Here is a 26,122-nt window from a genome sequence, read left to right on the forward strand (position 1 = left end):
TCGGGGAGGCACCGGCATGGCGCTGACTTTCAAAGACGAGACGTTCCGGGACGATTTCACCTATAAGAACAGCCCGTCGACGATCCGTCGATTTCCGTTTCCGTTCATCGAAGACAAGTACCGCTATTCGGTGAACATCGAGCCGCACACGCCAGGCCCTAAGGGTTCGGTCTACGAGAACGCCTTCGACATCGACGAGCACTACGTCTCGGAAATGCGCGATCGGGCGATGGTGCTGCAGGAAGATCCAGGCCGCTGCCAGGCCCTGCCGCACATGATGACGGCGCAGTGGGACATGCTCGAACTGGTCATGGTCTCGCTTGCACGCGACTATCCCGATCTTTTCACGTTGCACCGGGACGGCGCGCACTGGCACTGGATCAACAAGCCGCTCAACATAGACCAGAAGTTCACGTTCGGTGAAGTCAACTCGCTGCCTTACGAACCGATGGAATATATCGGTCGTCAGGTGCAGGGCGATTTCTCGATCCAGGACCAGCGCGACAATCAACTCTGGATGGATGCGGGCATCATTACCTCGCAGGCGGACTGGTCGCTCGATTTTGACGTCGGCATGAACTTCTTCGAATGGCACGGTCCCGTACCACTGGCGCATGAAGCTGGCGTGTTCGAACGCGCGCTGAAATTCCTTTTGAACCTGCAGATCGGCAGTCCTGTGCGCCGCCTCAACTGGACCATGACCATCAATCCACGCCTCGATACGAGCCCGGAAAACTATCCCAAGTGGGGCAAGGACCGGACGACGATCACGCCGGAAAACGTCGGAGAGAAGCTGCATCTTCGCGTCGAGCTTCAGGGCCTCTTCCGCCTGCCGCGTTCGAACGCAATCCTGTTCTCTATCCGCGGCTATCTCATGAGCCTCGAACAGATCGTCACGGTGCCGAAGTGGGGCCGCCGTCTGCCGCGCGTACTGAAGACGCTGCCGCCCGAGCTCGTCGAGTACAAAGGTCTCGTCCGCTATCGCCAGACGGCAATCGACTGGCTGGAGAAATACGATGACGGCGCGCCGACCTCGCCCGGCGGCGGCCCGGATTGAATCCTTCGTCCCCAAAGAAACGTCAGCCACAACCAGTTTAAAGACAGCCAAGAGGTAATGCTCATGTCACTCGCTCATCTGCCCCGGCAATCCATCCTGAACGATCGCCACCGGGCGAACGGAGCCGATCTGGATTCGGTTTCATGGAACAACATGCCGCTGCCGCAGACCTATCAGACCGACCCCTATTTCGAGACCGAAGCCGTCCGCAACCGCGCAGGTCTGTTCGACGTCTCATCGTTGCAGATCATCAACGTGTCGGGTCCGGATGCGCAGAAGCTTCTGAACTACATGCTGACGTCAGACCTCTCGAAGGCGAAGCCCGGCGACTCGCACATCTCCAATATCGTCAACGAAAACGGCGGACTAATCGACGACGTCCTCGTCTACGTCGACAGCCCGACGGAGTTCCGGCTCTCGCACGGCGCGGGCAAGCTCGAAGAAGTTCTGTTCTCGCTTGCGCCGAAGTACGACGTGAAGGTCGAGAAGGACGACGACGTCCACATTCTTGCGCTGCAGGGTCCGCTGTCGCTCGAAATCCTCGCGCCGCATACGCCGATGGATCTCGCTGGCCTCGGCTACTTCAAGCATGAGCCGACGACACTGTTCGGCACGCCGGTGCGCCTGGCGCGCGGCGGTTATTCGGCTGAGCGCGGCTACGAAGTGTTCTGCAAGGCATCCGACGCGCACAAGATGTGGGATTCCATTCTTGAGGCGGGCAAGGACAAGGGCCTCATTCCGGTCTCGTGGGCATGCCTCGACATCGTCCGCGTCGAAGGCGGCCTGTTGTTCTTCCCCTACGAAATGTCGAACGAAGACACGACGCCGTGGGAGGTTCGCGCCGACTGGACTGTCGATCTGTCCAAGCCAGATTTCATCGGCAAGAAGGCGCTGGAAGAAAAGAAGGGCAAGGAACGCTCGTTCGTGACTGGCCTTGAAGTCGATACCGATCGCGCGATCGAGCCGGGTGCGAAGATCACCGTCGACGGTAAGGAAGTCGGCGTCGTCACCAGCACGACCTACAGCAAGTATCTGATGAAATCGTTGGCAATGGCGCAGGTCGAGCCGGCCTATACGAAGCTCGGAACGCAACTCGTCGTGCACGATAAGGGCGACTTCCCAGCGACCGTCGTTCGCATGCCGTTCTACGATCCGCTCCGCTTGCGCACGCATCCGCGCGAAGCGGCGTAACCCAATTTTGACCCAGGACTTGAACCCAAAGTATTTGTCGGAAGGACACCAACACATGGCAGAGCGTATTGCGATTATCGGCGCCGGCCCGAGCGGGATGGCAGTTTTGCGCGCATTCGAAAGCGCCCGGAAGAAGGGCGCGGACATTCCGGAGATGGTCTGCTACGAGCGGCAGAAAGACTGCGGCGGCATCTGGAACTACACGTGGCGCACCGGAACCGACGAGTTCGGCGAGCCGGTTCACGCTTCGATGTATCGCTATCTGTGGTCGAACGGCCCGAAGGAAGCGCTCGAATTTGCCGACTATTCGTTCGAAGAGCACTTCGGCCGGCCGATCCCGTCGTTCCCACCGCGCGCCGTGCTGCATGACTACATCAAGGGCCGCATCGAGCGCAGCGGCATCATGCACTACATCAAGATGAGCCATACGGTTCGCTGGGTGAGCTACGACGAGACGACGCAGAAGTTCACGGTTTCGGTGAAGGATCTCGTAACCGATCAGATTTCGTCGTCGGAATTCGACTATGTTTTCTGCGGCAGTGGCCACTTCTCGACGCCGAATATTCCGGAATTCCCCGGCCTCACCAAGTTCCTCGGCCGCACGCTGCACTCGCACGACTTCCGCTCGGCAGACGAGTTCGCGGGTAAAGACGTTCTGTGCGTCGGCGCAAGCTACTCGTCGGAAGACATCGGCATTCAGTGCTATAAGTACGGCGCGAAGTCTGTCACGTTCTCGTTCCGCACGCGGCCGATGGGCTTCAAATGGCCGGCGCGAATGGACGAGCGTCCGCTCCTCGAAAAGGTCGAAGGCAAGACTGCGTTCTTCCAGGACGGCACGTCTAAGGAAGTCGACGCCATCGTATTGTGCACGGGTTACCTGCACCATCACCCGTTCATGGAAGACTCGCTGCGTCTCAAGTCGCGCAACCGTCTCTATCCGCCGAACCTGTACAAGGGCATCTTCTGGATCGACAATCCGAAGCTGATGTACATCGGCATGCAGGATCAGTTCTACACGTTCAACATGTTCGATGCTCAGGCGTGGTATGCGCGTGACGTCGTGCTTGGCCGCATCAAGCTGCCGTCGAAGTCGGATATGATGGCAGACATCCACAAGTGGACGGAGATGGAAGAAGCCATTCCGGATGCGGAAGGCGCGATCGATTTCCAGACCGAGTACATGCGCGATCTTCTTGCTCCGACCGACTATCCGCGCCTCGACGTCGACGCCGTCGCGAAGATGTTCAAGGAGTGGGAGCATCACAAGATGGAAGACATCCTGACCTACCGTGACCGCTCGCACAAATCGGTTCTGACGGGCACGCAGGCACCGGTTCATCATACGCCATGGATGCGTGCACTCGATGACTCGATGGAAGCGTTCCTCAACCAGCCAGGCACGAAGGTGGCTGCTGAGTAAGCCCTACGACACGCCAACGACCGATCGTGGACTGGCCGCAACGGAGCGGTCAGTCCACCGATCGTTTTCAGCGAGATGAGGACACCATGAGCGACAATGTTCTGACGTCCCCCGCACGACCCAAGCTTTTTGTTCCGGGCCAATCCTCACTGCTGCCCGGCGTCGAGCGTTATGTCTTGAAAGGCGGCGGCACGGCCGTCTACGAACTCGACAAGGGCGACCGCGTGGAAATCAGTCCGCTCGAAGGCGGACAGACCGTTGAGATCGCGGCTTTCGCACCGGGCGGAAAAAGTGACCTCGGCGCAATCGGCCTCAAAGGCGAAGGGACGCCGACCGGCATCCAAAAGGCACTTGAAGCCGACAGCGAGGATGCACAACGCGTGCGCTTTGGGCTTTTCCGGCGCGGCCTCGATCTCGGACGGGTCAAAGCTGCACGCGTGCTTGGCCCCGAATCCGCTCCCGGCGACGTCGTTTCTCTTCAGGCTGAAAAACCGGTTCTCGTTGTTATCGGCGCACCGGCGGAGCCGATGATCGTCTGGGATCAGACGCCTGCGACCGACGTTCTTGTTTTCATTCAGCGCGCCAATCCGAAACTTCTGAACGAAGCAAGACTGCCCGATCCGATTGCCGAGCCGCGCCTCGACATTCGAATCAACATCGCAAGTGCGGAAAGCTTCGAGGTTCACGAAGGCGAATATATTCAGATCATCGACGTGCAAGGCCGTCAGTGCTCGGACTTCCTGGCATTCAACCGCAAGGAGCTCGACAAGGGCAATGTGCTCGGCCTCGACTCGACGACGACGCGGACGATGACAGGCATGGCTTATCCGAAGCCCGGACTGTTCTCGAAATTCTTCGATCGCGACCGCAACCCTCTCGTCGAAGTCGTGCAGGACACGGTCGGACGCCATGATACATTCAACCTTGCATGCACCACCCGCTATTATGAAGACATGGGCTACTTCGGCCACCCGAACTGCTCGGACAACTTCAACGAGGCGCTGAAGGACTATCCGATCGGCAGCTATAAAGGCTGGCCGGCGATCAACTTCTTTTTCAACACCAACGTCGACTGCCATAACAACATATGGTCCGACGAACCGTGGTCGCGTCCAGGCGACTACGTGATGATGCGCGCGCTGACCGATCTCGTCTGCGGCACATCCTCTTGCCCGGCCGACATCGACGCTTCGAACGGCTGGAACCTCACTGAAATCCAAGTTCGGGTCTACCCGAAGGACACCCCGTTCAAGCGCTCGATCGGATACAGAATGGCACCGGATGCACCAATGCAGCTGACAAGAGAATCGGGATTTCACCCGCGCACGTCAGCCCTCACCCGCAACTTCGGCGACTATCGCGGCTTCTGGGTACCGCACTGCTATGCGAATGCCGGGGCCATTGAAGAATATTGGGCATGCCGCGAGCGGGCAGTCATCATGGACTTGTCGCCGCTGCGCAAGATGGAAGTGCTCGGGCCGGATGCTGAGCAGTTCCTCAACGGCATCATCACGCGCGACGTGCGCAAGCTTGCGGTCGGTCAAATTTACTATACGCCGATGTGCTATGAGCACGGCGGTATGGTGGACGACGGCACGCTGTTCCGCTTGGGCGAAAACAACTTCCGCTGGATCGGCGGTGACGACGCAAGTCTCATCTGGCTAAAAGAGCAACTCGCCAAGACGAACTATAAGGTGAACCTCAAGACGGCAACGAACGAACTCAATAACGTCGCCGTCCAAGGCCCGAAGTCGCGCGAAATCCTGGCATCCATCGTCGAGACAGCTCCCAGCCGTCCGACGATGCAGGAGCTTGGCGTTTTCCGCTTCACGATCGGACGCATCGGAGGCGTTGCGGGCATTCCGGTACTCGTGTCGCGCACCGGCTATACCGGCGAGCTCGGCTACGAGGTTTTCTGCCATCCCAAAGATGCGCCTGCCGTTTGGGATGCGATCATGGCGGCGGGTGCGCCGTTCAAGATCCAGCCGTTCGGTTTCGACGCGCTCGATATGGTCCGCATCGAAGCCGGCCTCGTGTTTGGCGGACATGACTTCGACTCGACGACTGATCCGCTCGAAGCCGGCATCAGCTTTACGGTGCCAACGAAGAAGGAAGACGACTACATCGGAAAGGCCGCGATCGAAAATCGCCGTGCTCACCCGTTGCGCAAACTGGTCGGTCTCGAAATCGAGGGCAACGAGAAGCCGTCGCACGGCGATCCGGTGTACATCGGCCGGGCACAGATTGGCATCGTAACAAGCGCGATGCGCTCGCCGCTATTGAAGAAGACGTTGGCGTTCGCACGTATCGAAGCCATTCACGCCGCCAACGACACGGCCGTTGAAATTGGCCGTCTCGATGGCTTGCAGAAGCGCTTCAAGGCGAAAGTCGTGCCGTTCCCGTTCTACGATCCAAAGAAAGAACGCGTCCGGATGTGAAGCTCCACGCATAGCACGCATGCAAAACGCGGTTGGGAGCACTCCCGGCCGCGTTTTTTTAGGCCGTCCGTGTTGCGTCTCCTGTCTTCGAGGGCTAAACGCGCCGTAGCTCTGAGGGAGAAGACATCGATGTTCAAAGCCATTCTCATTGAAAAAAGCAGCGAGCGCTCAGGGCCCCGCCTCGCAGATGTCGACAAAACGGCGCTGCCAGACGGCGACGTAACTGTCCGCATCAGCCATTCGACGCTGAACTACAAGGACGGCCTTGCGATCACCGGCAAAATGCCGATTGTTCGCAGCTTCCCGATGGTGCCCGGCATTGATTTCGCAGGAATCGTCGAGGACAGTGCGAACCCGCGCTTCAAAAAGGGCGAGACGGTGCTTCTCAACGGCTTCGGCGTCGGCGAGAACCACTGGGGCGGCCTCGCCGAATATGCGCGCGTCAAAAGCGATTGGCTAATCCCGCTTCCGCCGGGCATGACCGCCGCACGCGCGATGGCGCTCGGCACTGCCGGATATACGGCGATGTTGTGCGTCATGGCGCTAGAGCGCCAAGGCGTGACGCCGGCGAAGGGCGAAGTGATCGTGACGGGGGCCGCTGGCGGCGTCGGCGGCGTTGCGGTGCTTCTCCTTTCGCGCCTTGGATACGAGGTCGCAGCCTCCACAGGGCGCATCGGAGAATCCGACTACCTCAGAGGCCTCGGGGCAAAAACGATCATCGACCGCAACGAACTGTCCTCACCCGGCCGCCCGCTGCAAAAGGCGCGATGGGCAGGCGCTGTCGACAGCGTCGGAAGTCACACGCTCGCAAACGTCTGTGCGCAAACAAAGGACGAGGGTGTCGTGACCGCCTGCGGCCTCGCGCAGGGCATGGATTTTCCCGCTACCGTCGCGCCGTTCATCCTGCGTGGGGTGACGCTTGTCGGCATCAACTCGGTCTACCGTTCAATCGCTGACCGCATCGAAGCCTGGAACCGTCTCACCGACGAGATCGACTTTGCCAAGCTCGATGCCATGACCAAGACGATCCCTCTTTCCGACGCGATCGATGCTGCTCGCGATCTCATCGACGGCAAGATCCGCGGCCGCATCGTCATCGACGTTTCCCGCTAGCTCCCTCCCTCCGCTTCGCAAGGATACTGCAATGCCCCTTCTTCGCTTCGACCTCATCAAAGGACGCACGGACGCAGAACTCACAGCGCTGCTCGATGCTGCACATGACGCGATGCTCGAAGCCTTCAAGGTTCCGGTGCGCGACCGCTATCAGATCGTGCACGAGCACGAGCCAAGCCGCGTCCGCATTGAGGATACGGGCCTCGACATTCCGCGCACAGACAAGGTTGTTCTCGTTTCTGTGACCACGCGGCCCCGTACGACCGAAGAAAAGACGACGTTCTACCGCCTGCTGACTGACGCGTTGTCGAAGCGTTGCAGTATCGCGTCGAGTGACGTTATGGTGAACTTCGTCACCAATACCGACGCCGACTGGTCGTTCGGCAATGGCGAGGCGCAGTTCCTGACAGGCAAGCTTTGCGGCAAGCCGGAGTAAGGAATTTACGATGCATCTCGTGCATGATCCCAACGCGCCGATATCTCCCGCGATCACGTTCGATCAGTTTCTGACGGTCGATATTCGCGTCGGCACCGTGGTCGCAGCCGAGCCTTATCCGGAAGCGAAAAAACCGGCATTGAAACTGAAGATCGACTTCGGCGCCGGTATCGGCATTAAGCAATCGAGTGCGCAGATCACGCGGCATTACGATTGCGAGACGCTGATCGGGCGACAGGTGGCGGCGGTCGTGAATTTTCCGCCGCGCCAGATCGGCAAGTTCATGTCGGAAGTGCTGACGCTCGGCTTTCCCGACACAAACGGCGAAGTCGTGCTGTTCGCGCCCGACATCAAAGTGCCGAACGGGGCGCGGCTTTTCTAGACATGTCGTCCTCGAATGTCTGAGCATCGACAGCGCATTCGAGCATCCAACATAAAATTCATCGGAGCCGCCTCATGTTTCGCGGCTCCGGCGAGGCTCACGCTGGATCCTCGGCCTTCGAAGCGCCATTCGTTGCTCCCGGCCGAGGATGACGCAATCTATTTCTTCACATGCCCAATTGCCCAGACATAGGCGGCGACGGCGTTCACCTGTGCATCGGTCAAGTCCACACCGCCTTTCGGTGGCATGGCGCCGGCGTGCTCTTTCGGCGTTTCGACGCCGTCCAGGATCGTCTTCTTGAGACCTGCAAGACTGCCGTCGCTCCATAGCCATTTGCCGGCCGTCAAATCGGCGCCGACGGGGCTGCCAACACCGCCTGCACCGTGGCAGCCTGCACACGTTGCGCCGGCTTCCTCGCCGTCGAAGATCTTCTTGCCGAGCGCGACTTGGTCGGCAGTCGCACCAGGCGGAACGGGAAGCGATGCCGCAACGCCTGCATCCGGATGAATGCCTTCCGGCGGCAGGACGTTCTTGTCGCCCGATGCTTGAGCCTGCACTTCGGGTGCTGCCTCAAGCTCTTTCGCGTTCGGATCGCCGACGTACGTGATGCGCCAGATGCGACCGGCGACGTCATCCGAAACGTACAGCGCACCATCGGGTGCAACCGCGAGACCCGATGGACGGTGCGGAGCACTACCCGGATTTTTCTGCGTGCCCGCGAAGCCGTCGGCGAAGACGATGAAGTTGCCCGTCGTCTTGCCGTCAGCGAACGGCTGGAAGACAACGTTGTAGCCACCCTGCGGACCTGGCGCGCGATTCCATGAGCCATGAAACGCAATGAACATGCCACCGCGATAAGGCTCCGGGAATGCCGACGCCTTGTAGATCTTCATGTCGTTTGGCGCCCAATGAGCTGGGAAGACTGCAACGGGACCGAGCTTGTCGGCACAAACGCCGACTGTCTTGCCGCCATCACCGCCGTATTCCGGCGCAAGAACAAGCTTCTTCTGGAAGCCGTCGTAATAGCAGTGCGGCCAGCCGTAGTCGCCGCCTGCTTTCAGTTCCAACACTTCTTCAGCAGGCAGATCGAAACCCTGCTGCGCGGTATAAAGCTCGGGCCAATCTTCATGAAGCTGATCGCGGCCGTGCTGGGTGACGTAGAGCCTGCCCGCGGCATCGAAGTCGAAGCCTTCGCCATTGCGGATACCCGTCGCATAGCGCTCGGCAGGCGAAAATTTCTGATCGAGCTTGTTGGCGTCATACTTCCAGATGCCGGCGCGCGTTTCCTGCTCGATACACGGCTCGTGGCCTTTCGAGTGCGGCATGCGATTTTTGATTTCGCAGGTGTTCGTCGCCGAACCCATCTCTACGAAGAGGTTGCCATTTGCGTCGATGATGAATCCATGCATCGGATGATCGCCGGTGATCGGCATGCCCGACAGCACCGTTTCGCCCTTTCCTTCCGGCGCGATCTCGCCGTCCTTCAGCGGATAGCGAACGATGCGATCGTTGATCTCGGCGTAAACGTAATTCTTATAGAGATAGATACCGGTGCCGCCGTGGCCGCCTTCGGCCTGCGTTTCGCCGAAGCGCTTGATGACATCGGCTTTGCCCGTGCCTTTGCTATCCTTCAGGGCGACTAGAAAACCGCCCGGAGGCAAATCGTTGTTCTGATAGTAGCGCCCGCTCCACGTGTTGACATAGAGCGTGCCGTCCGGTGCCACGGCCATCTGACGGGCATGGCCGACTTTGTCGGCGAATATCGAAGCGCAGAAACCTTTCGGCAAACTGAGGCCGCCATTGTCTCCCGGACATTCGGCGGCGCGCGACGATGTCGCCCCGGCCAATGGCATGGCGAGCGCGAGTACAAACGCCATCGGTGCTGCAGACACCCATGTGCGTACTGTTGCAGCAGGTTGCATGTTCATTCTCCTGGAAGTCTCGACTGGAAGCCGACGCCCATAAAGCCTCGGCTGTATTTATTTGCCGAGAGGAACCGGCACGGCCTGGAAAGGCAGTTTCGGCGGTCCGTTCTCTTTGGCGCCGAAGAGATGAGTGAGTTGGCCCTCGCCGACCCAGACCGTATCGCCCACCTTTGCAACCGATGTCGGTCCGCCGAGGCCATCCTTCAAGGTTTCGATATCGACTTTATCGCCGTTGACCGTTACGCGATCGACAGTGCCGCCACCTTCGGCCATCAGGAACGTGTTGCCGTCGAGAGGACGGAGCGCGTCAGGGTTCTGAATGGGCCTGGATGTTTCAAGCTTTGTGACGCTTCCCGCTGCGCCATCCTTCAACGTGACACGAAAGAATTCGTTGCCGCCATAGGTGTTGACGTAAAGATTGCCATCGCTACCGAACGCGATGCCGTCAAGCCCCGCTCCATTTTTCGGTGCGAGCAGATCGTTTTCAAGCCAGACATCAAGTTCCTTGGCCCCCGGCTTCAGGCGCAGGATTTGCGGCGCAGCCGTGTTCGTTACGTACATCGTGCCGTCAGATGCAATCGCCATGTCGTTGCAGACATGGGCCTTGCCGGGGAATGCGGCGCTGAATTTCCCCTCTCCCGTCTTCAGATCGAAACCCTTCAGGTAAGCGCCGGGAACCGTGCTGGGGCCCGGGACGCCCATCGTCGATACGTCGTTTGAACAGACCCAGAGCGTGTTGTTTTTTTCGTCAACCAGAACGCCGAACGTGCTGCGCGTGTCGAATGCGCCGGGCTTGATCCACATCTCTGCTTTGGATTCGCCGGGCTTGACACGCGCGACACCACCGGACGCGATGCTGCTGATATAGATCGTGCCGTCAGACGATGCCGACATACTTTCCGGATAAGCCTGATCGCCGGGTATCGCGATCGGCTTCATGTCCCCTGCCATCGCCGAAGCAGCAACTGCAGATGAACAAACGATGGCGAGGGCTGCGAGATAGCCCTTTCGCTTCCGTGACCTCATGCTTCCTCCAAGGAGCCGTGGCGTTTCCATTCGGAACGCGCTTTTTATTTAAATTATAATCGACATTTATATTCGCTACAACGAGCCGATTAACAAAAAACGCAAATCTTCGCAGAACGATCCCTCAGTGGGTGAGCAATTCGACTTCCTTTTGCGCCGCCATCGCCAGCGATTCCGACATTTCGTCCGCTTTCTGTCGCGGCAACGAAAAGCGGACACCGAAGCCGTCCGAGGTCTTCAAGGTCACAATCAAGAGAGACGGATCGAGCGCCTGATCAACCACCCACGACGCCAGCGGATACGTGAAGCGGCAGCTCGCATCGTCATATTGGACTTGGATCGCCGCATCGATGAGGTTCGGCAACGACATGGCCAGCATTCCGAGCTGCGCCACCTGAAGATTGACGGCTGCGGGCATTCCCTTTGTATCAACGACATGAAGCGTCACGCTGCGGCCGTCTGCTTCAACGTCGAATTGCGTCAGATCCTGCACGTCGATGCGCATGCGCCGCTTCCCATACGTCGTTCAGTTACGATCGATAGCCACTCTCATTATAGTCCGTCAACTATTTCGAATCCATTGCAATCTTGCGGTTCCCGGTGGACGAGAACCGCGTGTCACCTCCGGCACAGCGGTTTCGCAAACTTCGGCATAAACGAGCGGACGCTGCGCAACTGTGGTATTCAGGAAGCGCATAGCGTTTCGGATTCATTGATCCTGGAGCCGTGACATGCCGCGATCTTCGTTGATGTCGTTTGCATTCGCCTTCACCGCAGTGAGTGCCGGTTCGCTGGCGGCTTTTTCTTTGCCGGCCTTCGCTGCGTCCGGAGATCGGATCGGCGATGCGGTCGTGATCACCAACATCGTCATGGCGGATTTCGCCAAAGAAGAGCGGCGCCTCGTGCGCGGCGACGATGTCCGGCAGGACGAGATCATTGAGGTCAACACCGACGCTCAAGGCGAGTTCAAGCTCGACGACGACACTAAGCTCGCGCTCGGCCCCGGCTCTCGCCTCGTGCTCGACAGGTTCGTCTACGACAGCGACAAGAAATCCGGCTCGATCATCCTGAACATGGCGAAGGGCGCCTTTCGCTTCATTACCGGCGTCGCGACGAAGCCAACCTATGTCATCAACACGCCGAATGCATCGATCACCGTCCGCGGGACCATCTTCGACGTTTACGTATTGCCGGACAAATCGGTTTGGGTGCTGCTGCATGAAGGCGCCATCGAAGCGACCGGCAAGAGAAACGTGTGCCGCGTGCTCGACCGTCCGGGCCAGATGATGCACATCGGCGCGAACGGCGCGGTGACCGGGCCGTTCAACTGGTCGAAAATGCCGGATAGTAAAGCGGTTGCGTTCGACACCGCGTTCCCGTTCGTGATCAACACGCCGTCGATTGATCCCAATCCGCTGCTGTCACGCGCGCAGATCATCGAAGCGAACTTTGCGGACGAGCCGGATCAGAAGTGCCTCAATCCGCACCTGCAGATCATCCCGACCAAGCCGATCAAGACGAAGAAGGCTGAGAAGCCCAGAAAGACGCCGCCGAAGAAGAAGGTCGCAACGCGCAAGCCGAGGAATGGTGACGGCGCGTACGGTGGCGGCTGCGATGGATGCATGACCGGCATGGGCATCGCCATCGGCGGCGGCATGGGCGGATTCGGTGGCGGACGTCGCGGCGGGTCCGATGGCGGTGGGTATGGCGGCAATCGCGGCCGTTGAGCAGGAGCATTTCGGCGCGCGGCTTGGCCTTTAGCAGCGCGCCGTCCCGTCCGCGAGCGCCTTGCGGTAGTAGTCGGCCATGCCGCCCGTTGCGTACAGCAAACAATTGGCGATAGCGACGTGCATCCGATCTCCATCGCCGTCGCATTTTGCGGACAGAAAGTCTGCATGCGCCGTTTCCCAGCGACGAAAATCTTCCGAACGCGCAAACGCTTCGTCGCCGAGCAACGCAAAGATGATTTCGGGCCGCTCCATGCCGCGCGGCGTTACGGCGCCGAGTTCAAGCAATGCAAATTGTGGCGCTTCGGCTGCCGTCCGCTCGCCGACGATGATGCCGGCGGCATATGTCTTCGTAGCTTCTTCGAACCGGGCAGCAACGTTCACGACATCGCCCAAAACGGAATAGTCGAAGCGCTGCGGCGAGCCGACGTTGCCGACGACGCATTCCCCCGTGTTCAGGCCGATACCTATGCGAATCGGGACGAAGGGTTGGCCGCCGGCTAGGCATTCGGATTCCAACGCTTCATTTAAGCGCGCCAGCGCATCCAGCATCGCTAACGCTGTGCGGCAGGCATTCGCAGCGTGCGCAGGATCGGGCAACGGTGCATTCCAAAAGGCCATGACGGCATCGCCCATGAATTTGTCGATGGTGCCGTTGTGCTTCAGAATTTCGTCCGTCAGCGGCGTAAAGAGCCGATTGACGAAGCGGATCAATTGCTCCGCGCGCATGCCTTCCGATATCTTCGAGAAGCCTCGCACGTCGGCGAAAAGCAGCGTCACCTCACGCGTCTCGCCACCGAGCTTCAGCTTGTCGCGATTGCGCGCCAGTTCCTCGACCAGCGGTGCTGCAACGTAGTGTCCGAATGCGGATCGAATCTCGGCGCGCTGCATCTCCGATTTGAGATAACTCGTCAACGAGACACCGAGATAGAGCAACGCAACTGAGAGAGACGGATAGACGGGGTCGAACAGCATGCCCATGTACGCATAATCGAACCACGATATAGCGACGATCAGCGCGATCGCACTTGCGCCGACGATGGCGGCGACAAGCGCGCCGGAGCGTTCGATCAGCCATGCGACGAAGCCGCCGACAAGCAGGATGAATGCGATCTCAGCGCCGGTCGCGTAAGCCGGCCGCACGAGGTGATCGCCTGACAGAATTTGTTCCAAAGCCTGGGCATGGATTTCGACGCCCGGAACGGCAACGTCGAGCGGTGTGGCGCGCAAATCGAGCAGGCCTGTCGCCGTTGCGCCGATGATGACGTAGCGGCCTTTCACGTCCGCCGGATCGAATGTGCCGTCCAAGATCTTGAGAGCCGAAATCTCGCGGCGCGGATCGCTGCGCGAGAATTTCAGCCAAAGCTCGCCGCGTCCGTCGGTCGGCAGAACGGTCTGACCGACGCGAATGCTGTCGATGCCGGTCTGTTGTCCGAAGGCCAGCACACCGCTGCCTCCCGACGACTTGATGAAAATTGTCGATTGGCCGGTGCCGACGCGAAAGGCTTCCAGCGCCAGCGATGGGTAAAGCGCGCCGGAGATCGAAACGAGCAGCGGAATGCGGCGTACGACTTGATCGCTGGACGGCAGCCAGTTGACGGCGCCGACACCGCGGGCGGCTTTCGTCAGCTCCGGACGGTTCTCGACGCCGCCGGAGAAGGCGTGAACGAAAGTGGCCGGATCGTCACCCGCGAACGATATTGCACCGGGGTAGCGGCCGATCCCCTGCTTCCACGCGCGGCCGTTGTCACCAGCGACGCCGAGCACGACGGGCGCCGGGGCGATCGCCTTGGCGAGAATTTCATCGTTCGAGGGCAGGCCCGCCAGTTCGGACGCGAGTCCCGTCGCCCGCGGATTGCTTGCGAGGGCTTCAGCAATCACGTCGGGCGACAGCCGGTCGGGCTCGGCGAGGACCATGTCGAACGTGATCGAGGCAGCTCCGGCTGCAGCGAGCTTCGTGACGATGGCGGCGAGCCGATCGCGCGGCCACGGCCATTGTCCGATGCGCGCGAGAGACGCTTCGTCGATCGCGACGATCCGAACCGGAAAAGACTTATCCAGGGCTCGGGGGGCACTACGAAGATAGGTATCGAAGACCGACAGCCGAAGCCGCGCGACCGGCTCGGGATCGGCAATGCGAATCGCGACGCAAGCGGTTAACAGGATCGCGGCGATGACCAGAGCGAGCGAAAGGCGATTCGATCCGGCAGTCATGCTCCGATCCAGGTTTTGCCCCACGGCAAAGGCCGCGGCATGGTCCTCAGCTTAACGCATTCATCCGACGTGGAACTTTGGTCTGCACGTGCGGTATTAGGACGGAAAGACACGTGCGCAAGATACGCGAACTCTCCTAAGCTAAGCGGGTGACTGAACGTTCATTTTTTGGGCTTGCTCACGCCCACATTCCGAATAGTCTTAAAACTATCACAAATCCGCATACGGCGGATTTTTCATTGTGGGATGGGGCAAATTGGAAAATAGAACATTAGCCCTTGGAAGGCGCCTCGGAATTCACTCCGGTTTCGTAACAGCGTTGTTCGCAGCTCTCCTCCTGGGAACGCCGGACGTCAGCCGGGCGGAGATTGGTTCGGACGAGCCGCGGGTCGACGCCCTGCAGCCGCCGGAAGATCCGCGCGACGTCGCGGATAAGGATTTTCCCTATGAGTTACGCAAGGTTGCCGACAAGCTCGAAAGCCCTTGGTCGATGGCCTTCCTGCCCGACGGCCGCATGCTCGTCACCGAGCGGCCAGGCCGGTTGCGCGTCGTCATCGGCGATCAATTACAGTCGCAGCCGATTTCCGGCGTACCGACAGTTCTGTGCTGCAGCCATTCGGGATTGCTCGACGTTTTGGTCGATCCCGATTTCTCCGACAATCACCGTCTATTCCTGACCTATATGCACGGGACTGCGGAAGCCGGCACAATCCGTATTATGAGTGCCACACTCGATGGCAATTCGCTTATCGACAATCGGGTTATTTTCGAAAGCCGGCCGGCTGCGAAGGGCCTCGATCAGATCGGCGGCCGCCTTGCGTTCGGTCCCGACCATAAGCTCTATCTGACGATCGGCGATCGCTTCCAGATGGAGCGGGCGCAGAACCTGCTGGACGACGGCGGCAAGATCATCCGCATCAACGTCGATGGCTCGATCCCCGAGGACAATCCGTTCGTTGGACGCGCCGATGCACTACCGGAGATCTACAGCTACGGCCACCGTAACCCTCAGGGCATCATCGGCAATGTCGGCGACGGTCAGATCTGGGCGATCGAGCAAGGCCCGAAGGGCGGCGATGAGCTGAACCTCATCAAGGCCGGCGGCAATTACGGCTGGCCGCTCGTGACCTACGGCACCAACTACGACGAGACCATCATCTCGGACAAGACGTCAGCCCCTGGGCTGATCGACCCTGTTCACTACTGGGTGCCTTCGGTCGCCGCGGCAAGCCTCGTTTCCTATTACGGGAACATCATGCCGGACGACTGGCGCGGCGACTTCCTGATCGGCTCGCTCGCGGGTGAATGCCTAATCCGGCTGCACATCGACTCCGGCCGCGTCGTGAAAGAAGAGCGCTACCTGCATCATACGATGGGGCGCATCCGCGACGTCGCAATCGGGCCCGATGGCTATATCTACCTGCTGCAGGACAGCAGCGAGGCGGCCCTTTTCCGGCTCGAGCCGACCACCGATCTGCTCGCCAGGATGAAGCCGCAGTAAGACCGCGCCGCGGCACGCTGTCAGATGTCAAGAAATCGTACGGGCCGGATCAAACGATCCGGCCCGTTTCTGTTACACCCGCTCAGCCAAACGACTACGACAAGGAGTGTTGACGATGGCAGACCGGCTCAAAGGCAAGATTGCGATCATCTCAGGCGGCTCGACGGGAATGGGCGGGGCGTCGTCGCTGCTGTTCGCGGCCGAAGGCGCCACGGTCGGCGTTATCGACCGGAGGGAGGAAGAAGGACGAGCCATCGTCGATCAGATCAACAACGCCGGGGGCAAGGCGGTGTTCGCGGCTGCGGACGTCGCGGATGAAGGCCAGGTCAACGACGCCGTCGCCAAGGTAACGTCGGCCATTGGGCAGGCGAACGTGCTGTTCAATCACGCGGGCACGATCATCATCAAGCCGTTCCTCGAAATGACGCTGAAGGAATGGGAATGGCTGATGGGCATCAACGTCACGAGCATGTTCCTCATGACGAAGGCCGTCCTGCCGGGCATGATCGAGATGGGCGGCGGCTCCATCGTGTGCACGTCGTCGATTTCGGCGATCGCTGCGACGCCGCTCGAGACGGCTTACAATACGTCGAAAGCTGCCTGCCATATGTTTGCGCGGTCGATTGCGGTCGAATATCGCGACAAGGGCATTCGCTGCAACGCCGTTGCACCGGGCTTCGTCGCGACGCCACACGGACTGCGTGAAGTGGCGGAGCTGCAAAAGCTCGGCGTTGACGCATCAGAGGAAGCGCTCGCCGTGCAGCAGGGCCGTCTTTGCAAGCCGGAAGAAGTGGCCAACGCGGCTCTCTTCCTTGCCAGCGACGAAGCGAGCTTCGTCAACGGCGCGTCCATCTTCGTCGATAACTGCTTTACGGCGGTGTGATACGATTAAGTGTCTTCGGACTAAATTCACAAATGCATTGGGGCGATCCGCTGAGACCCGAGCGAATCGCCCTGTAACCCCTCTTGCAAAGGAGAATTTTGCGCTTACGCACCGATTTAAATTTATTATTTCGCCTTGCAATACCGCCCTTATCGCCCATGTCGAGCCGATTATTTAAATCATAGGGGCTTTGGCGATGATCATCGATATTACACGCGAAGGCTACACATCAGACTTGTTAGTTTCCGGTACGGTACCCCTGCCCATCGACTTCCAATTCGTTGTCGGCAATGGCGTGTCTCTCACAATGCACGGTGGTATGCTGCGGGGCACATTGATGATAGTCGAGAAAGAAAAAGAGCTGCAAGATTGTTACCGATGCGCTTGGACGTGCCCAGGTTCACAATACGACGGTCGCGAGTTTTTGCTTAGTCCCGGACTAGCCTCAGAGGTTGGTGGAGCGGGACAGACGCTTATAGTGCCGTCCCCCTATCAACTTATACCAATCACTTGATCTGCTCGGGGCCTTTCTGGCCTTCGATCAGGAACTGAGATTCGTCCTTGAGGTTCACGCCCGTCAGGCCGCGACGGAAGGCTTCGCGCAGGAGCCATGCGGTCTTGAAGGCGCCTTCCTCATAGGACAGTCCGCGCTGGCGCACATTCGAGATGCAGTTGCGGTCGGCGTCTTTGATACCGACGCGCGGCGAGAAGGTGATGTAGACACCGAGGCTGTCGGGCGACGATAAGCCGGGACGCTCGCCGATCAGCACGAGCACGGCTTTGCCGCCCAGGATCTCTCCGGCTTCGTCGCCGAGCGCGACGCGCGCGTCATCGGCAAGCAAGATCGGCGACAGTTTCCAGCCGGCTTTGACGACATGCGGCAGGAGGGCCGCCATATAGGAAATGGTATTGGCGGAAACTGCCATCGACGAGAGCCCGTCGCCGACGAGGACGACGAGATCGGGCCGGCCATCCTCCATCTCGGCGGCGCGCATCAGCGCCTCGCGCGAGTGATCGGACAATTTGCGACCGAGGTCCGGGCGGCGGAGATATTCCGACCGGTCGTGCGTGGCGCTGCCGACGCGAAGCGTGGAAAGACCGAGATCGGCTAAGCCTTTTTCGATCGGCGTCCAGTCGATCGGTGTCGTCACGGCGTCGCGCGCCATGGCGTGAGACAATGCGAAGTCCAAGACTTCGTGCGTCGGCATGGCCGAACCCGAGCGGCCGAGGCCGATGCGTGCGTCCGTGAACTGTTTGAGATTGGCCCAGGGATCCGCTGTCATGTTACGCCGCCAATGCTTGAGCGTGGGTGAGAAGCGGATTGCCCGGACGATGCGGTGCGAGGTGACCTTTCGCATCGGTGACGCCGATCTTCGTCAGCCAGGCGTCGAACTCGGGCGCGCGTTTCAGGCCCAGCGCCTCGCGCACATAGAGCGCATCGTGGAATGAGGTCGACTGGTAGTTCAGCATGATGTCGTCGGCGCCCGGAATACCCATGATGAAGTTGACGCCGGCAGCGCCGAGCATCATCAGCAGGATGTCCATGTCGTCCTGATCGGCTTCGGCGTGGTTGGTGTAGCAGATATCGCAGCCCATCGGCAGGCCAAGCAGCTTGCCGCAGAAATGGTCCTCGAGGCCGGCGCGGATGATCTCCTTGCCATTGTAGAGATATTCCGGGCCGATGAAGCCGACGACGGTATTGACGAGCAGCGGCTTGAACTGGCGTGCGACGGCGTAGGCGCGGGCCTCGAGCGTCTGCTGATCGCAGCCGTGATGCGCGTCGGCCGAGAGCGCCGATCCCTGCCCCGTCTCGAAATACATGCAGTTGTCGCCAACGGTGCCGCGCTTCAGGCTCAAAGCGGCTTCGCGGCCTTCCTGCAGATGCGAGAGCTTTACGCCAAAGCTATCGTTGACGCCCTGCGTGCCGCCGATCGACTGGAAGACGAGATCGACAGGCGCTCCCTTGGCGATGGCGTCTATCGTCGTCGTGACGTGTGTCAGCACGCAGCTCTGGGTCGGGATTTCGAAGCGGCGGATGACGTCGTCCATCATCACCAGAAGATCGGTGATGGCGCCGATGTTGTCGCTCGCCGGATTGATGCCGATGACGGCATCACCGCAGCCGTACATCAAGCCATCGACCATCGACGCGGCGATGCCTTTCTTGTCGTCGGTGGGATGATTGGGTTGCAGACGCACGGACATGTGTCCGGGCAAACCGATCGTATCGCGGAACTTCGTGATGACGTGTGCCTTCTTGGCGCCGAGCACGAGGTCCTGGTTGCGCATGATCTTCGAGACGGCGGCGACCATTTCCGGCGTCAGGCCCGGCGCCAGCGCGGAGACCTTCTCCGGCGTCGCCTTCTCTGACAGCAGCCAATCGCGGAATTCGCCGACCGTCATATGAGAAACTGGCGCGAACGCCGCGCCATGATGCGTGTCGACGATGAGGCGCGTGACGTCGTCGTCTTCGTAGGGAATGATGGCTTCGTTAAGGAACTGCTTCAGCGGCACGTTGGCGAGCGCCATCTTGGCGGCGACGTTCTCGGCGGCGGACTTTGCCGCGACACCCGCCAGCACGTCGCCAGAGCGCGGCGGCGTGGCTTTCGCCAACAGCTCTTTCAGGGATGAAAACGTGTAGGTTGTTCCGCCCGCGTGCACCCGATACATGGCCGCTCTCCCAATCTCGCCGGTTGCTCGTTCAATAATGTCCTTCAATCAGCGGCTTGCAAGCATCAAATGGTGCCTCCCGCCGCCCAATCAGGGAGCAGCTTCGCTCATGCACACTTGGCGTCGCACTCGACGACCGGTTTCGGACGGGGTTTGAGCTTCGCGAGATCTGCGACGCCTGCGATGAAGACGTCCATAGAGTCTTCGAACGCAAGGCTCGGATCGAGCGTCTTCAGAACAGGAATGAGGTCCTGCGTGGCGTGATACATAGTCGGATCGAGTGCACTCAACTCGGTCTCTTCCGCCGGGCCGATCGCGCGCAGAAGGCCCTCGGCCTCAGCCAACGCAAATCCCAGAACGAATGCATAGAATGCAAGGCCAAGGCCTGCCGCCGCAGTATCGGTCAACCCCGCACGACGCAGGGCACAGTAGACGATCTCACTCGAAATGTGGTCAGCAGGACCGGTTGCATTGTAGCGAAAATGCAGCGGAAAAACCCGCGGATGATGATGAGCCAGCATCCGGTAGGCCTTCGCGACGGCTCTTAAGTCGTCGCGCCAGTTCGCTGTTGCCGTCGGCATCTCAACGCTTCGAAGTCCGTGATCGGCGATGGCGCGCAACAGCTCATCCTTGGAGCCGAAGTGATGCAGAACGGTCATCGGATCGACACCGACGATCGCCGCCACCTTACGAATGGAAAACGCAGCCTCCCCGACCTCGGCGAACAAATCGAACGCCGCCTGGAGGATCTCGGATTTCTCAACGCCCCGCCGTGCCCGCGATTTTGGCTCAGTCATCCGTCCAGCCTCTTGACTTCTACACTGTAGACTTTACACTCGAAGCGTTCTAAGAAGCAAGACGCTTTCGTGTCAATGGTTGAGTGTCGAAGCTAGGCGCGGGTCGTGCTTGCCCCAGGGAACGTCGCGTATGACACTGTTGCATATCGGGTTTCCGGCTTATTACGATGGCGGTGATATCGCTCACTGCCGCGAGGTGCCGCGTCCCATGTGCAGCATTCCCCATCCCAAGCGCGAGCTTTTGAAGCTCTGCGCGCGCATCGGCTACACGCCGCACTGAACTCTCCGAGCGCTCAGTTCTCAGCAGGCCCTCAAGGCCTGCTCATTCCCATTTTTTTTTGCTGGAGGCTTCCTCGTGTCCAACCGTATTCAGACGCAACAGATCCAACAACTCGATGCGCAGCACCATCTGCATCCCTTCTCCGATCATCAGTCGCTGAGAGGCAGCGGCAGCGTTCGTGTCATCGTCAAAGGTGAAGGACCGTATGTGATCGACAGCGAGGGCCATCGCATTCTCGACGGCATGGCCGGCCTTTGGACGACGAACATCGGCTACGGCAACAAAGAGCTAGCGCAGGCCGCTTACGATCAGATGGTCGAACTGCCGTTCTACAATACCTTCTTCAAGACGACGCACCCGCCGGTCGTCGAGCTGGCGCGCAAGCTGGCCGAGATCGCACCGGCGCATCTCAATCAGGTCTTCTTCGGTTCGTCGGGCTCGGAATCGAACGACACGGCGATCCGCCTGATCCGTCATTACTGGGTGCTCAAGGGCCAGCCGCAGCGGCGTATCATCATCAGCCGCAAGAACGCCTATCACGGCTCGACCATTGCGGCGGGCTCGATGGGCGGCATGAGCCACGTGCATGCGCACAGCTATCCAGTCTATGAGGGCTTCCGCCACGTCATGGACCCGTACTGGTACGGCGACTCCTTCCCCGGCGAGACGCCGGAGGCGTTCGGGCTGCGTGCTGCACGGGCTATTGAAGAAGAAATTCTGCGTTGCGGTCCGGAAAACGTCGCGGCGTTCGCGGGCGAACCGGTTCAAGGTGCAGGCGGCGTGAAAATCGCGCCGTCGACCTACTGGCCGGAGGTTCAGCGCATCGTCGACAAGTACGGCATCCTCTTGCTGGCCGACGAAGTCATCACCGGCTTCGGCCGCCTCGGCACGTGGTTCGCCTCGGATTTCTACGGCATCCGGCCCAATATCATCACCTTCGCGAAGGCGGCGACGTCGGGCTACATCCCGCTGTCGGGCGTGCTCGTCGACGACAAAATCGTCGAAGCGCTGATGGCCAAGGACGACGATTTCAACCACGGCTACACGTTCTCGGGCCATCCGGTGGCGTGCGCTGTCGCGCTGAAGAACCTGGAGATCATGGAGCGCGACCGACTCGTTCCGAAAGTGAAGGAATTCACCGGCCCGGCTCTGGCGAAGCTGTTTGATCGCTTCAAGGATCATCCGCTGGTCGGCGAGGTTCGCACGGTCGGCATGATGGGCGCGATCGAACTCGTGGCGGATAAGAAAACGCGTCGCCGCTTTGATAATCTCGGCCGTGTGGGTCTTATCTGTCGCGATCATTTCTTCCGGGAAGGCTTCATCATGCGGGCCGTCTGGGACACGATGGTGTGCGCGCCGCCGCTGACGTGGGAAGAGCAGCAGTTCGAGGAAGCGGGCCGCGTGATCCAGAAGGCGCTTGATCAGACGCTTTCGGCAGTCCAGGGAGAAATGGCGGCATGAGGCGGCCCGTCGTCGTCATACCCTGCAGTACAGAGACGGTCAGCGGACTGACCTCGGACGCGGCGGGGCGGAAATATTCCGCCGCCGTGGCCGAGGGCGCCGACTGCCAGCCGTTGCTGCTGCCGGTCGGCAAGAACCTTTCCGACATCGGCTCCGTTCTCGATGTCGCCTCGGGCATTTTGCTGACGGGCGCGATCTCGAACGTGCACCCTGAAAACTACGGCCTCGAAGAGCCCGTTCTGCCGGACGCCATCGACCGTGACCGGGATGCGGTGACGCTGCCGCTTATCCGCGCGGCGGTCGAACGCAAGGTGCCGATCATGGCGATTTGCCGGGGCTTTCAAGAGTTGAACGTCGCGCTTGGCGGCTCTCTGCACCAAGCGGTTCATACCGTCGAAGGCTATGCCGACCATCGCGAGCCGAAGGTGACGGACTTCGACGTGATGTTTGCACCGCGCCACCCGGTGACGCTCAAGGGTGAGCTCAAGGCGTGGCTCGGCCAGGATCAGATCATCGTCAACTCGCTGCACGGGCAAGGCATCCGCGATCTCGCCAAGCCGCTCGTTGCGGAGGCATTCGCTGAGGATGGCCTGGTCGAAGCCGCCCGCGTCGCGGCGGGCAATACGTTCTCCCTCGGTGTGCAGTGGCACCCCGAATGGCAATACACATCCAACCCAGCATCCCTGGCGCTGTTCCGCCGCTTCGGCGACGCCGCGAGAGGTATGATCGCGAAAGGCCAGGCCGCATGACCGATACATTCATTTCCGTCGAAGAAGCTGCAGCTTTCCTTGATGCCAATCCAAGCGTGTCTTGGATCGACATTCTGCTGTTCGACATGAACGGCATGCCGCGGGGCAAGCGCATCCGGCGCGGCGATCTCGTCAGCATTGCGCGGAACGGGCTGCTGCTTCCGGCGTCCGTTTACGTGCTCGATCCGCGCGGCAATTCGATTGCCGAGACAGGCCGGCTCTGGGAGACGGGCGATCACGACATTCCGTTCCGCGTGCTGTCCGGCACGCTGAAGCCAGTCCCCGTCGGTAAGGGCTCGCACGGTCAAGCGGTAATGGTGCCTGTCGATCTTTGCGATATGGATCCGCGCGGTGTGCTTGCCGCTCAGGTGTCGCGATTTGCGGATGCCGGGCAGAAGCCCATCGTCGCGGTCGAACTCGAATTCTACGTGACAAAGCGCCCGCCGGACGGCGTTTTCAGCCTCGTGACGCCGCCCGGCCTCTCCGCCGATCCCGAACGGCCCATGACGTTCGGCTTTGAGGAAATGGACACGCTCGGGCCGTTCATCGATGACGTCTATCGCATCGCTGAGGCACAAGGGCTGCCGCTCGACGCGGTTATGCAGGAGTCCGGCCCTGGTCAATTCGAGATCAATCTGAAGCACAGCGAGGCCATGACGGCAGCGCTCGACGGCGTGCTCTTGAAGCGCGCGGTCAAGGCGGCTGCTCATGCGCACGATCTCGAAGCGACGTTCATGGCGAAGCCGCACCACGATTGGACGGGCTCCGGCATGCACGTTCACGTCAGCTTGATTGATAAGCAGGGCAACAACCTGTTCGCGGGCGATCCGATGGCGCCAATGTTCCGGCAGGCGATCGGCGGGTTGCGGACATCCATGCCGGACTTCATGGCGGTGTGGGCGCAGTCGGCGAACGCCTATCGCCGTTACGTGCCTGAATCCTATGTGCCGATGTCGGCGCACTGGGGCTTCAACAATCGCACGGTGGCACTGCGCGTGCCGTGCTGCTCGGGGCCTGCGACGCGCATCGAACATCGCGTCTCAGGCGCGGACGCCAATCCGTTCCTCGTTATTGCAAGTATCCTGGCGGGCGTCCGCCATGGCATCACCAACGGCGTCGATCCGGGGCAGCATGCGGAAGGCAATGCGGAAGAACTCGACGGCAACGAACTGCCGACCGCCTGGGTGAACGCTCTGCAGACGTTCCGCACCTCCGACATCGTGCGCGAGTCTTTCGGCCCGGCGTTCCAGGACGTCTACTATCGCTTGAAAGAGACCGAACGCATCAGTTTCGAGCGTGTCGTTACTGCGCTCGACTATGAATGGTACGCTCAAGTTGCATAAGGCTTTACGGTCATGAGATCGCTTGCACACTTCGAAGCCGTTGCCGGATCGATCAAAATTCCGGGTGAAGCCGTCATCGACGGCAAGCTGACGGAGAGCGTTTCCGGCAAAACGTTCGCCAACGTCTCTCCGCGTGACGGGCGCGTCCTTAATCATGTCGCCCAATGCGGGCCGGAGGATGTCGATCTCGCCGTCAAAAGCGCGCGCCGCGCCTTCGATGAGGGATCGTGGCGCAAACTGCATTATCGCGAGAAAAAGCGCATTCTGTTCAAACTCGCCGAACTGATGGAACGCGATATCGAAACGCTCGCCGTGCTCGAAAGCCTCGACGTTGGCAAGCCGATCTCGAACGCGCTCGGCGGCGACGTTCCGAACGCCATCCGCTCGCTGCGCTATTATGCGGAAGCGCTCGATAAGGTTTACGGCGAAGTGGCGCCGGAAGCTCCGGACCGGTTCTCGTTCGTCGTCCACGATCCGCTGGGCGTCATCGGCGCTATCGTGCCGTGGAACTTCCCGTTGCACATGGCGATGTGGAAGGTCGCCCCGGCACTCGCGATGGGCAACTCCGTCATTCTGAAGCCTGCGGAGCAATCGCCGCTGACAGCGCTAAAGCTCGGTGAATTGGCGCTCGAAGCCGGTATTCCTGCGGGTGTACTGAACGTTATTCCGGGCTTCGGCGCAGAAGCAGGCAAGGCGCTCGCGCTGCACAATGACGTCGATATGCTTGCATTCACCGGCTCGGGCCCGGTCGGCAAGCTGCTCATGCAGTATTCGGGACAGAGCAATCTGAAGCGCGTGAGCCTGGAACTCGGCGGAAAGTCTCCGCATATCGTTTTCGCAGACTGCCCCGATCTCGACCGCGCCGCCACGGAAGCGGCGTGGGGCATCTTCTATAATTCAGGGCAGGTATGCACTGCCGGGTCTCGTCTCTTGGTGCAGGACGCGATAGCCGATGATTTCACCAATCGGCTCATATCGGTTGCTCGAAAAATCGTTGCTGGCGACCCCTTGGAGCCCGCGACGACGTCGGGCGCTATGGTTAGCGAAGAACAGATGAAGACGGCACTCCGCTATATCGAAACGGCGAAGCGCGAGGGCGGCACACTGGCCCTCGGCGGCAATCGTACGCTCGAAGGAAGCGGCGGGTTCTACGTCGAGCCGACGGTGTTTTCGGGCGTGACGCCTGAGAATACACTGGCGCGCGAAGAAGTTTTCGGACCTGTGCTCGCCATCACGCGTTTCACCGAAGCAGACGACGCCATCCGCATCGCCAACGATACGAACTACGGCCTCGCCGCCGGTCTTTGGACCAAGGACATCACGCTGGCCCACCGCGCCGCCCGCGAGATCCGCGCCGGACTGGTCTGGATCAACGGCTGGGACAGCTGCGATATCACGATGCCGTTCGGCGGATTCAAGCAATCGGGCTTCGGTCGCGATCGCTCTCTGCACGCACTACATAAGTATGCCGATTTGAAATCGGTCTCGATCACACTCTGACGCCCCCGG

The 26,122-nt window shown here is 60.2% G+C and carries 22 protein-coding genes; 15 read left to right on the forward strand and 7 right to left on the reverse strand.

The genetic code is table 11. The features are described 5' to 3' along the window. Positions 1-16 precede the first annotated feature (16 nt). The 7 genes from ACLB1Z_RS14485 to ACLB1Z_RS14515 all read left to right on the forward strand — a co-directional run bounded on the left by ACLB1Z_RS14485 (position 17) and on the right by ACLB1Z_RS14515 (position 8,037). Complete coding sequence (locus tag ACLB1Z_RS14485; RefSeq protein WP_409560473.1) at positions 17-1,057, forward strand: heme-dependent oxidative N-demethylase family protein; 1,041 nt, start codon at positions 17-19, stop codon at positions 1,055-1,057. A gap of 63 nt (positions 1,058-1,120) precedes the next feature. Continuing rightward, entirely contained in the window at positions 1,121-2,248 is a 1,128-nt protein-coding gene (locus tag ACLB1Z_RS14490) for an aminomethyltransferase family protein (protein ID WP_409560474.1), read from the forward strand. A 55-nt stretch (positions 2,249-2,303) separates the two neighbouring features. Then, complete coding sequence (locus tag ACLB1Z_RS14495) at positions 2,304-3,668, forward strand: NAD(P)-binding domain-containing protein (protein WP_409560475.1); 1,365 nt, start codon at positions 2,304-2,306, stop codon at positions 3,666-3,668. An 86-nt stretch (positions 3,669-3,754) separates the two neighbouring features. Further along, positions 3,755-6,106, forward strand: coding sequence for a DUF1989 domain-containing protein (locus tag ACLB1Z_RS14500; protein WP_409560476.1), 2,352 nt, complete (start codon positions 3,755-3,757; stop codon positions 6,104-6,106). Between the two features lie 129 nt (positions 6,107-6,235). Then, positions 6,236-7,219: an MDR family oxidoreductase gene (locus ACLB1Z_RS14505; RefSeq protein ID WP_409560477.1), complete on the forward strand. Its 984-nt coding sequence runs from the start codon at positions 6,236-6,238 to the stop codon at positions 7,217-7,219. 31 nt (positions 7,220-7,250) lie between these two features. Beyond that, a complete protein-coding gene (locus tag ACLB1Z_RS14510) occupies positions 7,251-7,655 on the forward strand; it encodes a tautomerase family protein (protein WP_409560478.1) in 405 nt (134 codons plus the stop codon). Positions 7,656-7,665: 10 nt separating this feature from the next. Then, positions 7,666-8,037 (forward strand): tRNA-binding protein, encoded by a 372-nt coding sequence (locus ACLB1Z_RS14515; protein WP_409560479.1) that lies wholly within the window; start codon positions 7,666-7,668, stop codon positions 8,035-8,037. Positions 8,038-8,195: 158 nt separating this feature from the next. On the opposite strand, the gene ACLB1Z_RS14520 is transcribed toward ACLB1Z_RS14515, so the two are convergent. The 3 genes from ACLB1Z_RS14520 to ACLB1Z_RS14530 form a co-directional block, all read right to left on the reverse strand. Continuing rightward, positions 8,196-9,959, reverse strand: coding sequence for a PQQ-dependent sugar dehydrogenase (locus ACLB1Z_RS14520; RefSeq protein ID WP_409560480.1), 1,764 nt, complete (start codon positions 9,957-9,959; stop codon positions 8,196-8,198). 57 nt (positions 9,960-10,016) lie between these two features. Further along, positions 10,017-10,988 carry an SMP-30/gluconolactonase/LRE family protein gene (locus ACLB1Z_RS14525; protein WP_409560481.1) on the reverse strand — a complete coding sequence of 324 codons (972 nt, stop codon included), beginning with the start codon at positions 10,986-10,988 and terminating at the stop codon, positions 10,017-10,019. Positions 10,989-11,112: 124 nt separating this feature from the next. Beyond that, the gene (locus tag ACLB1Z_RS14530; protein WP_409560482.1) at positions 11,113-11,493 is read right to left on the reverse strand and encodes a hypothetical protein; all 381 of its coding nucleotides are present in this window, start codon (positions 11,491-11,493) and stop codon (positions 11,113-11,115) included. A 226-nt stretch (positions 11,494-11,719) separates the two neighbouring features. Between ACLB1Z_RS14530 and ACLB1Z_RS14535 the strand changes: the two genes are divergently transcribed. Continuing rightward, positions 11,720-12,715 carry a FecR domain-containing protein gene (locus ACLB1Z_RS14535; RefSeq protein ID WP_409560483.1) on the forward strand — a complete coding sequence of 332 codons (996 nt, stop codon included), beginning with the start codon at positions 11,720-11,722 and terminating at the stop codon, positions 12,713-12,715. A 30-nt stretch (positions 12,716-12,745) separates the two neighbouring features. Here ACLB1Z_RS14535 and ACLB1Z_RS14540 read toward each other — a convergent pair whose 3' ends face one another. Beyond that, entirely contained in the window at positions 12,746-14,929 is a 2,184-nt protein-coding gene (locus ACLB1Z_RS14540) for a CHASE2 domain-containing protein (protein ID WP_409560484.1), read from the reverse strand. Positions 14,930-15,248: 319 nt separating this feature from the next. Between ACLB1Z_RS14540 and ACLB1Z_RS14545 the strand changes: the two genes are divergently transcribed. Next, positions 15,249-16,430, forward strand: coding sequence for a PQQ-dependent sugar dehydrogenase (locus ACLB1Z_RS14545; protein ID WP_409560485.1), 1,182 nt, complete (start codon positions 15,249-15,251; stop codon positions 16,428-16,430). A gap of 115 nt (positions 16,431-16,545) precedes the next feature. Continuing rightward, the gene (locus ACLB1Z_RS14550; protein ID WP_013948362.1) at positions 16,546-17,313 is read left to right on the forward strand and encodes an SDR family NAD(P)-dependent oxidoreductase; all 768 of its coding nucleotides are present in this window, start codon (positions 16,546-16,548) and stop codon (positions 17,311-17,313) included. 506 nt (positions 17,314-17,819) lie between these two features. Here the strand turns inward: ACLB1Z_RS14550 and eutC are convergent. From eutC to ACLB1Z_RS14565, 3 genes are all read right to left on the reverse strand, one after another. Continuing rightward, positions 17,820-18,596, reverse strand: coding sequence for an ethanolamine ammonia-lyase subunit EutC (gene eutC, locus ACLB1Z_RS14555; RefSeq protein ID WP_409560486.1), 777 nt, complete (start codon positions 18,594-18,596; stop codon positions 17,820-17,822). A 1-nt stretch (position 18,597) separates the two neighbouring features. Beyond that, positions 18,598-19,983, reverse strand: coding sequence for an ethanolamine ammonia-lyase subunit EutB (locus tag ACLB1Z_RS14560; protein ID WP_409560487.1), 1,386 nt, complete (start codon positions 19,981-19,983; stop codon positions 18,598-18,600). A 107-nt stretch (positions 19,984-20,090) separates the two neighbouring features. After that, entirely contained in the window at positions 20,091-20,780 is a 690-nt protein-coding gene (locus ACLB1Z_RS14565; RefSeq protein ID WP_409560488.1) for a TetR/AcrR family transcriptional regulator, read from the reverse strand. A 130-nt stretch (positions 20,781-20,910) separates the two neighbouring features. Here ACLB1Z_RS14565 and ACLB1Z_RS14570 point away from each other — a divergent pair, with 130 nt between their 5' ends. From ACLB1Z_RS14570 to ACLB1Z_RS14590, 5 genes are all read left to right on the forward strand, one after another. Beyond that, positions 20,911-21,060: a hypothetical protein gene (locus ACLB1Z_RS14570; RefSeq protein ID WP_013948367.1), complete on the forward strand. Its 150-nt coding sequence runs from the start codon at positions 20,911-20,913 to the stop codon at positions 21,058-21,060. 75 nt (positions 21,061-21,135) lie between these two features. Next, positions 21,136-22,521, forward strand: a complete 1,386-nt coding sequence (locus ACLB1Z_RS14575; protein ID WP_409560489.1) for an aspartate aminotransferase family protein — start codon at positions 21,136-21,138, stop codon at positions 22,519-22,521. Continuing rightward, positions 22,518-23,270, forward strand: a complete 753-nt coding sequence (locus ACLB1Z_RS14580) for a gamma-glutamyl-gamma-aminobutyrate hydrolase family protein (protein ID WP_409560490.1) — start codon at positions 22,518-22,520, stop codon at positions 23,268-23,270. The genes ACLB1Z_RS14575 and ACLB1Z_RS14580 overlap by 4 nt, the downstream gene beginning before the upstream one ends. Next, complete coding sequence (locus ACLB1Z_RS14585) at positions 23,267-24,613, forward strand: glutamine synthetase family protein (RefSeq protein WP_409560491.1); 1,347 nt, start codon at positions 23,267-23,269, stop codon at positions 24,611-24,613. Before ACLB1Z_RS14580 ends, ACLB1Z_RS14585 begins: the two co-directional genes overlap by 4 nt. 12 nt (positions 24,614-24,625) lie before the next feature. Next, positions 24,626-26,113 carry an aldehyde dehydrogenase gene (locus tag ACLB1Z_RS14590; RefSeq protein WP_409560492.1) on the forward strand — a complete coding sequence of 496 codons (1,488 nt, stop codon included), beginning with the start codon at positions 24,626-24,628 and terminating at the stop codon, positions 26,111-26,113. Positions 26,114-26,122 lie beyond the last annotated feature (9 nt).

Origin of the sequence: Hyphomicrobium sp. MC8b (assembly GCF_905067615.1) — a bacterium.
Lineage (GTDB): Bacteria > Pseudomonadota > Alphaproteobacteria > Rhizobiales > Hyphomicrobiaceae > Hyphomicrobium_B.

What these genes read in the sequence shown, in the direction of transcription:
- ACLB1Z_RS14570 (WP_013948367.1), top strand. Translation starts at nt 20,911, where the DNA reads ATGACACTGTTGCATATCGGGTTTCCGGCTTATTACGATGGCGGTGAT.
- eutC (WP_409560486.1), bottom strand. Translation starts at nt 18,596, where the DNA reads ATGACAGCGGATCCCTGGGCCAATCTCAAACAGTTCACGGACGCACGC.
- ACLB1Z_RS14490 (WP_409560474.1), top strand. Translation starts at nt 1,121, where the DNA reads ATGTCACTCGCTCATCTGCCCCGGCAATCCATCCTGAACGATCGCCAC.
- ACLB1Z_RS14580 (WP_409560490.1), top strand. Translation starts at nt 22,518, where the DNA reads ATGAGGCGGCCCGTCGTCGTCATACCCTGCAGTACAGAGACGGTCAGC.
- ACLB1Z_RS14520 (WP_409560480.1), bottom strand. Translation starts at nt 9,959, where the DNA reads ATGCAACCTGCTGCAACAGTACGCACATGGGTGTCTGCAGCACCGATG.
- ACLB1Z_RS14550 (WP_013948362.1), top strand. Translation starts at nt 16,546, where the DNA reads ATGGCAGACCGGCTCAAAGGCAAGATTGCGATCATCTCAGGCGGCTCG.
- ACLB1Z_RS14485 (WP_409560473.1), top strand. Translation starts at nt 17, where the DNA reads ATGGCGCTGACTTTCAAAGACGAGACGTTCCGGGACGATTTCACCTAT.
- ACLB1Z_RS14510 (WP_409560478.1), top strand. Translation starts at nt 7,251, where the DNA reads ATGCCCCTTCTTCGCTTCGACCTCATCAAAGGACGCACGGACGCAGAA.
- ACLB1Z_RS14500 (WP_409560476.1), top strand. Translation starts at nt 3,755, where the DNA reads ATGAGCGACAATGTTCTGACGTCCCCCGCACGACCCAAGCTTTTTGTT.
- ACLB1Z_RS14530 (WP_409560482.1), bottom strand. Translation starts at nt 11,493, where the DNA reads ATGCGCATCGACGTGCAGGATCTGACGCAATTCGACGTTGAAGCAGAC.
- ACLB1Z_RS14535 (WP_409560483.1), top strand. Translation starts at nt 11,720, where the DNA reads ATGCCGCGATCTTCGTTGATGTCGTTTGCATTCGCCTTCACCGCAGTG.
- ACLB1Z_RS14515 (WP_409560479.1), top strand. Translation starts at nt 7,666, where the DNA reads ATGCATCTCGTGCATGATCCCAACGCGCCGATATCTCCCGCGATCACG.
- ACLB1Z_RS14565 (WP_409560488.1), bottom strand. Translation starts at nt 20,780, where the DNA reads ATGACTGAGCCAAAATCGCGGGCACGGCGGGGCGTTGAGAAATCCGAG.
- ACLB1Z_RS14560 (WP_409560487.1), bottom strand. Translation starts at nt 19,983, where the DNA reads ATGTATCGGGTGCACGCGGGCGGAACAACCTACACGTTTTCATCCCTG.
- ACLB1Z_RS14525 (WP_409560481.1), bottom strand. Translation starts at nt 10,988, where the DNA reads ATGAGGTCACGGAAGCGAAAGGGCTATCTCGCAGCCCTCGCCATCGTT.
- ACLB1Z_RS14495 (WP_409560475.1), top strand. Translation starts at nt 2,304, where the DNA reads ATGGCAGAGCGTATTGCGATTATCGGCGCCGGCCCGAGCGGGATGGCA.
- ACLB1Z_RS14540 (WP_409560484.1), bottom strand. Translation starts at nt 14,929, where the DNA reads ATGACTGCCGGATCGAATCGCCTTTCGCTCGCTCTGGTCATCGCCGCG.
- ACLB1Z_RS14585 (WP_409560491.1), top strand. Translation starts at nt 23,267, where the DNA reads ATGACCGATACATTCATTTCCGTCGAAGAAGCTGCAGCTTTCCTTGAT.
- ACLB1Z_RS14590 (WP_409560492.1), top strand. Translation starts at nt 24,626, where the DNA reads ATGAGATCGCTTGCACACTTCGAAGCCGTTGCCGGATCGATCAAAATT.
- ACLB1Z_RS14505 (WP_409560477.1), top strand. Translation starts at nt 6,236, where the DNA reads ATGTTCAAAGCCATTCTCATTGAAAAAAGCAGCGAGCGCTCAGGGCCC.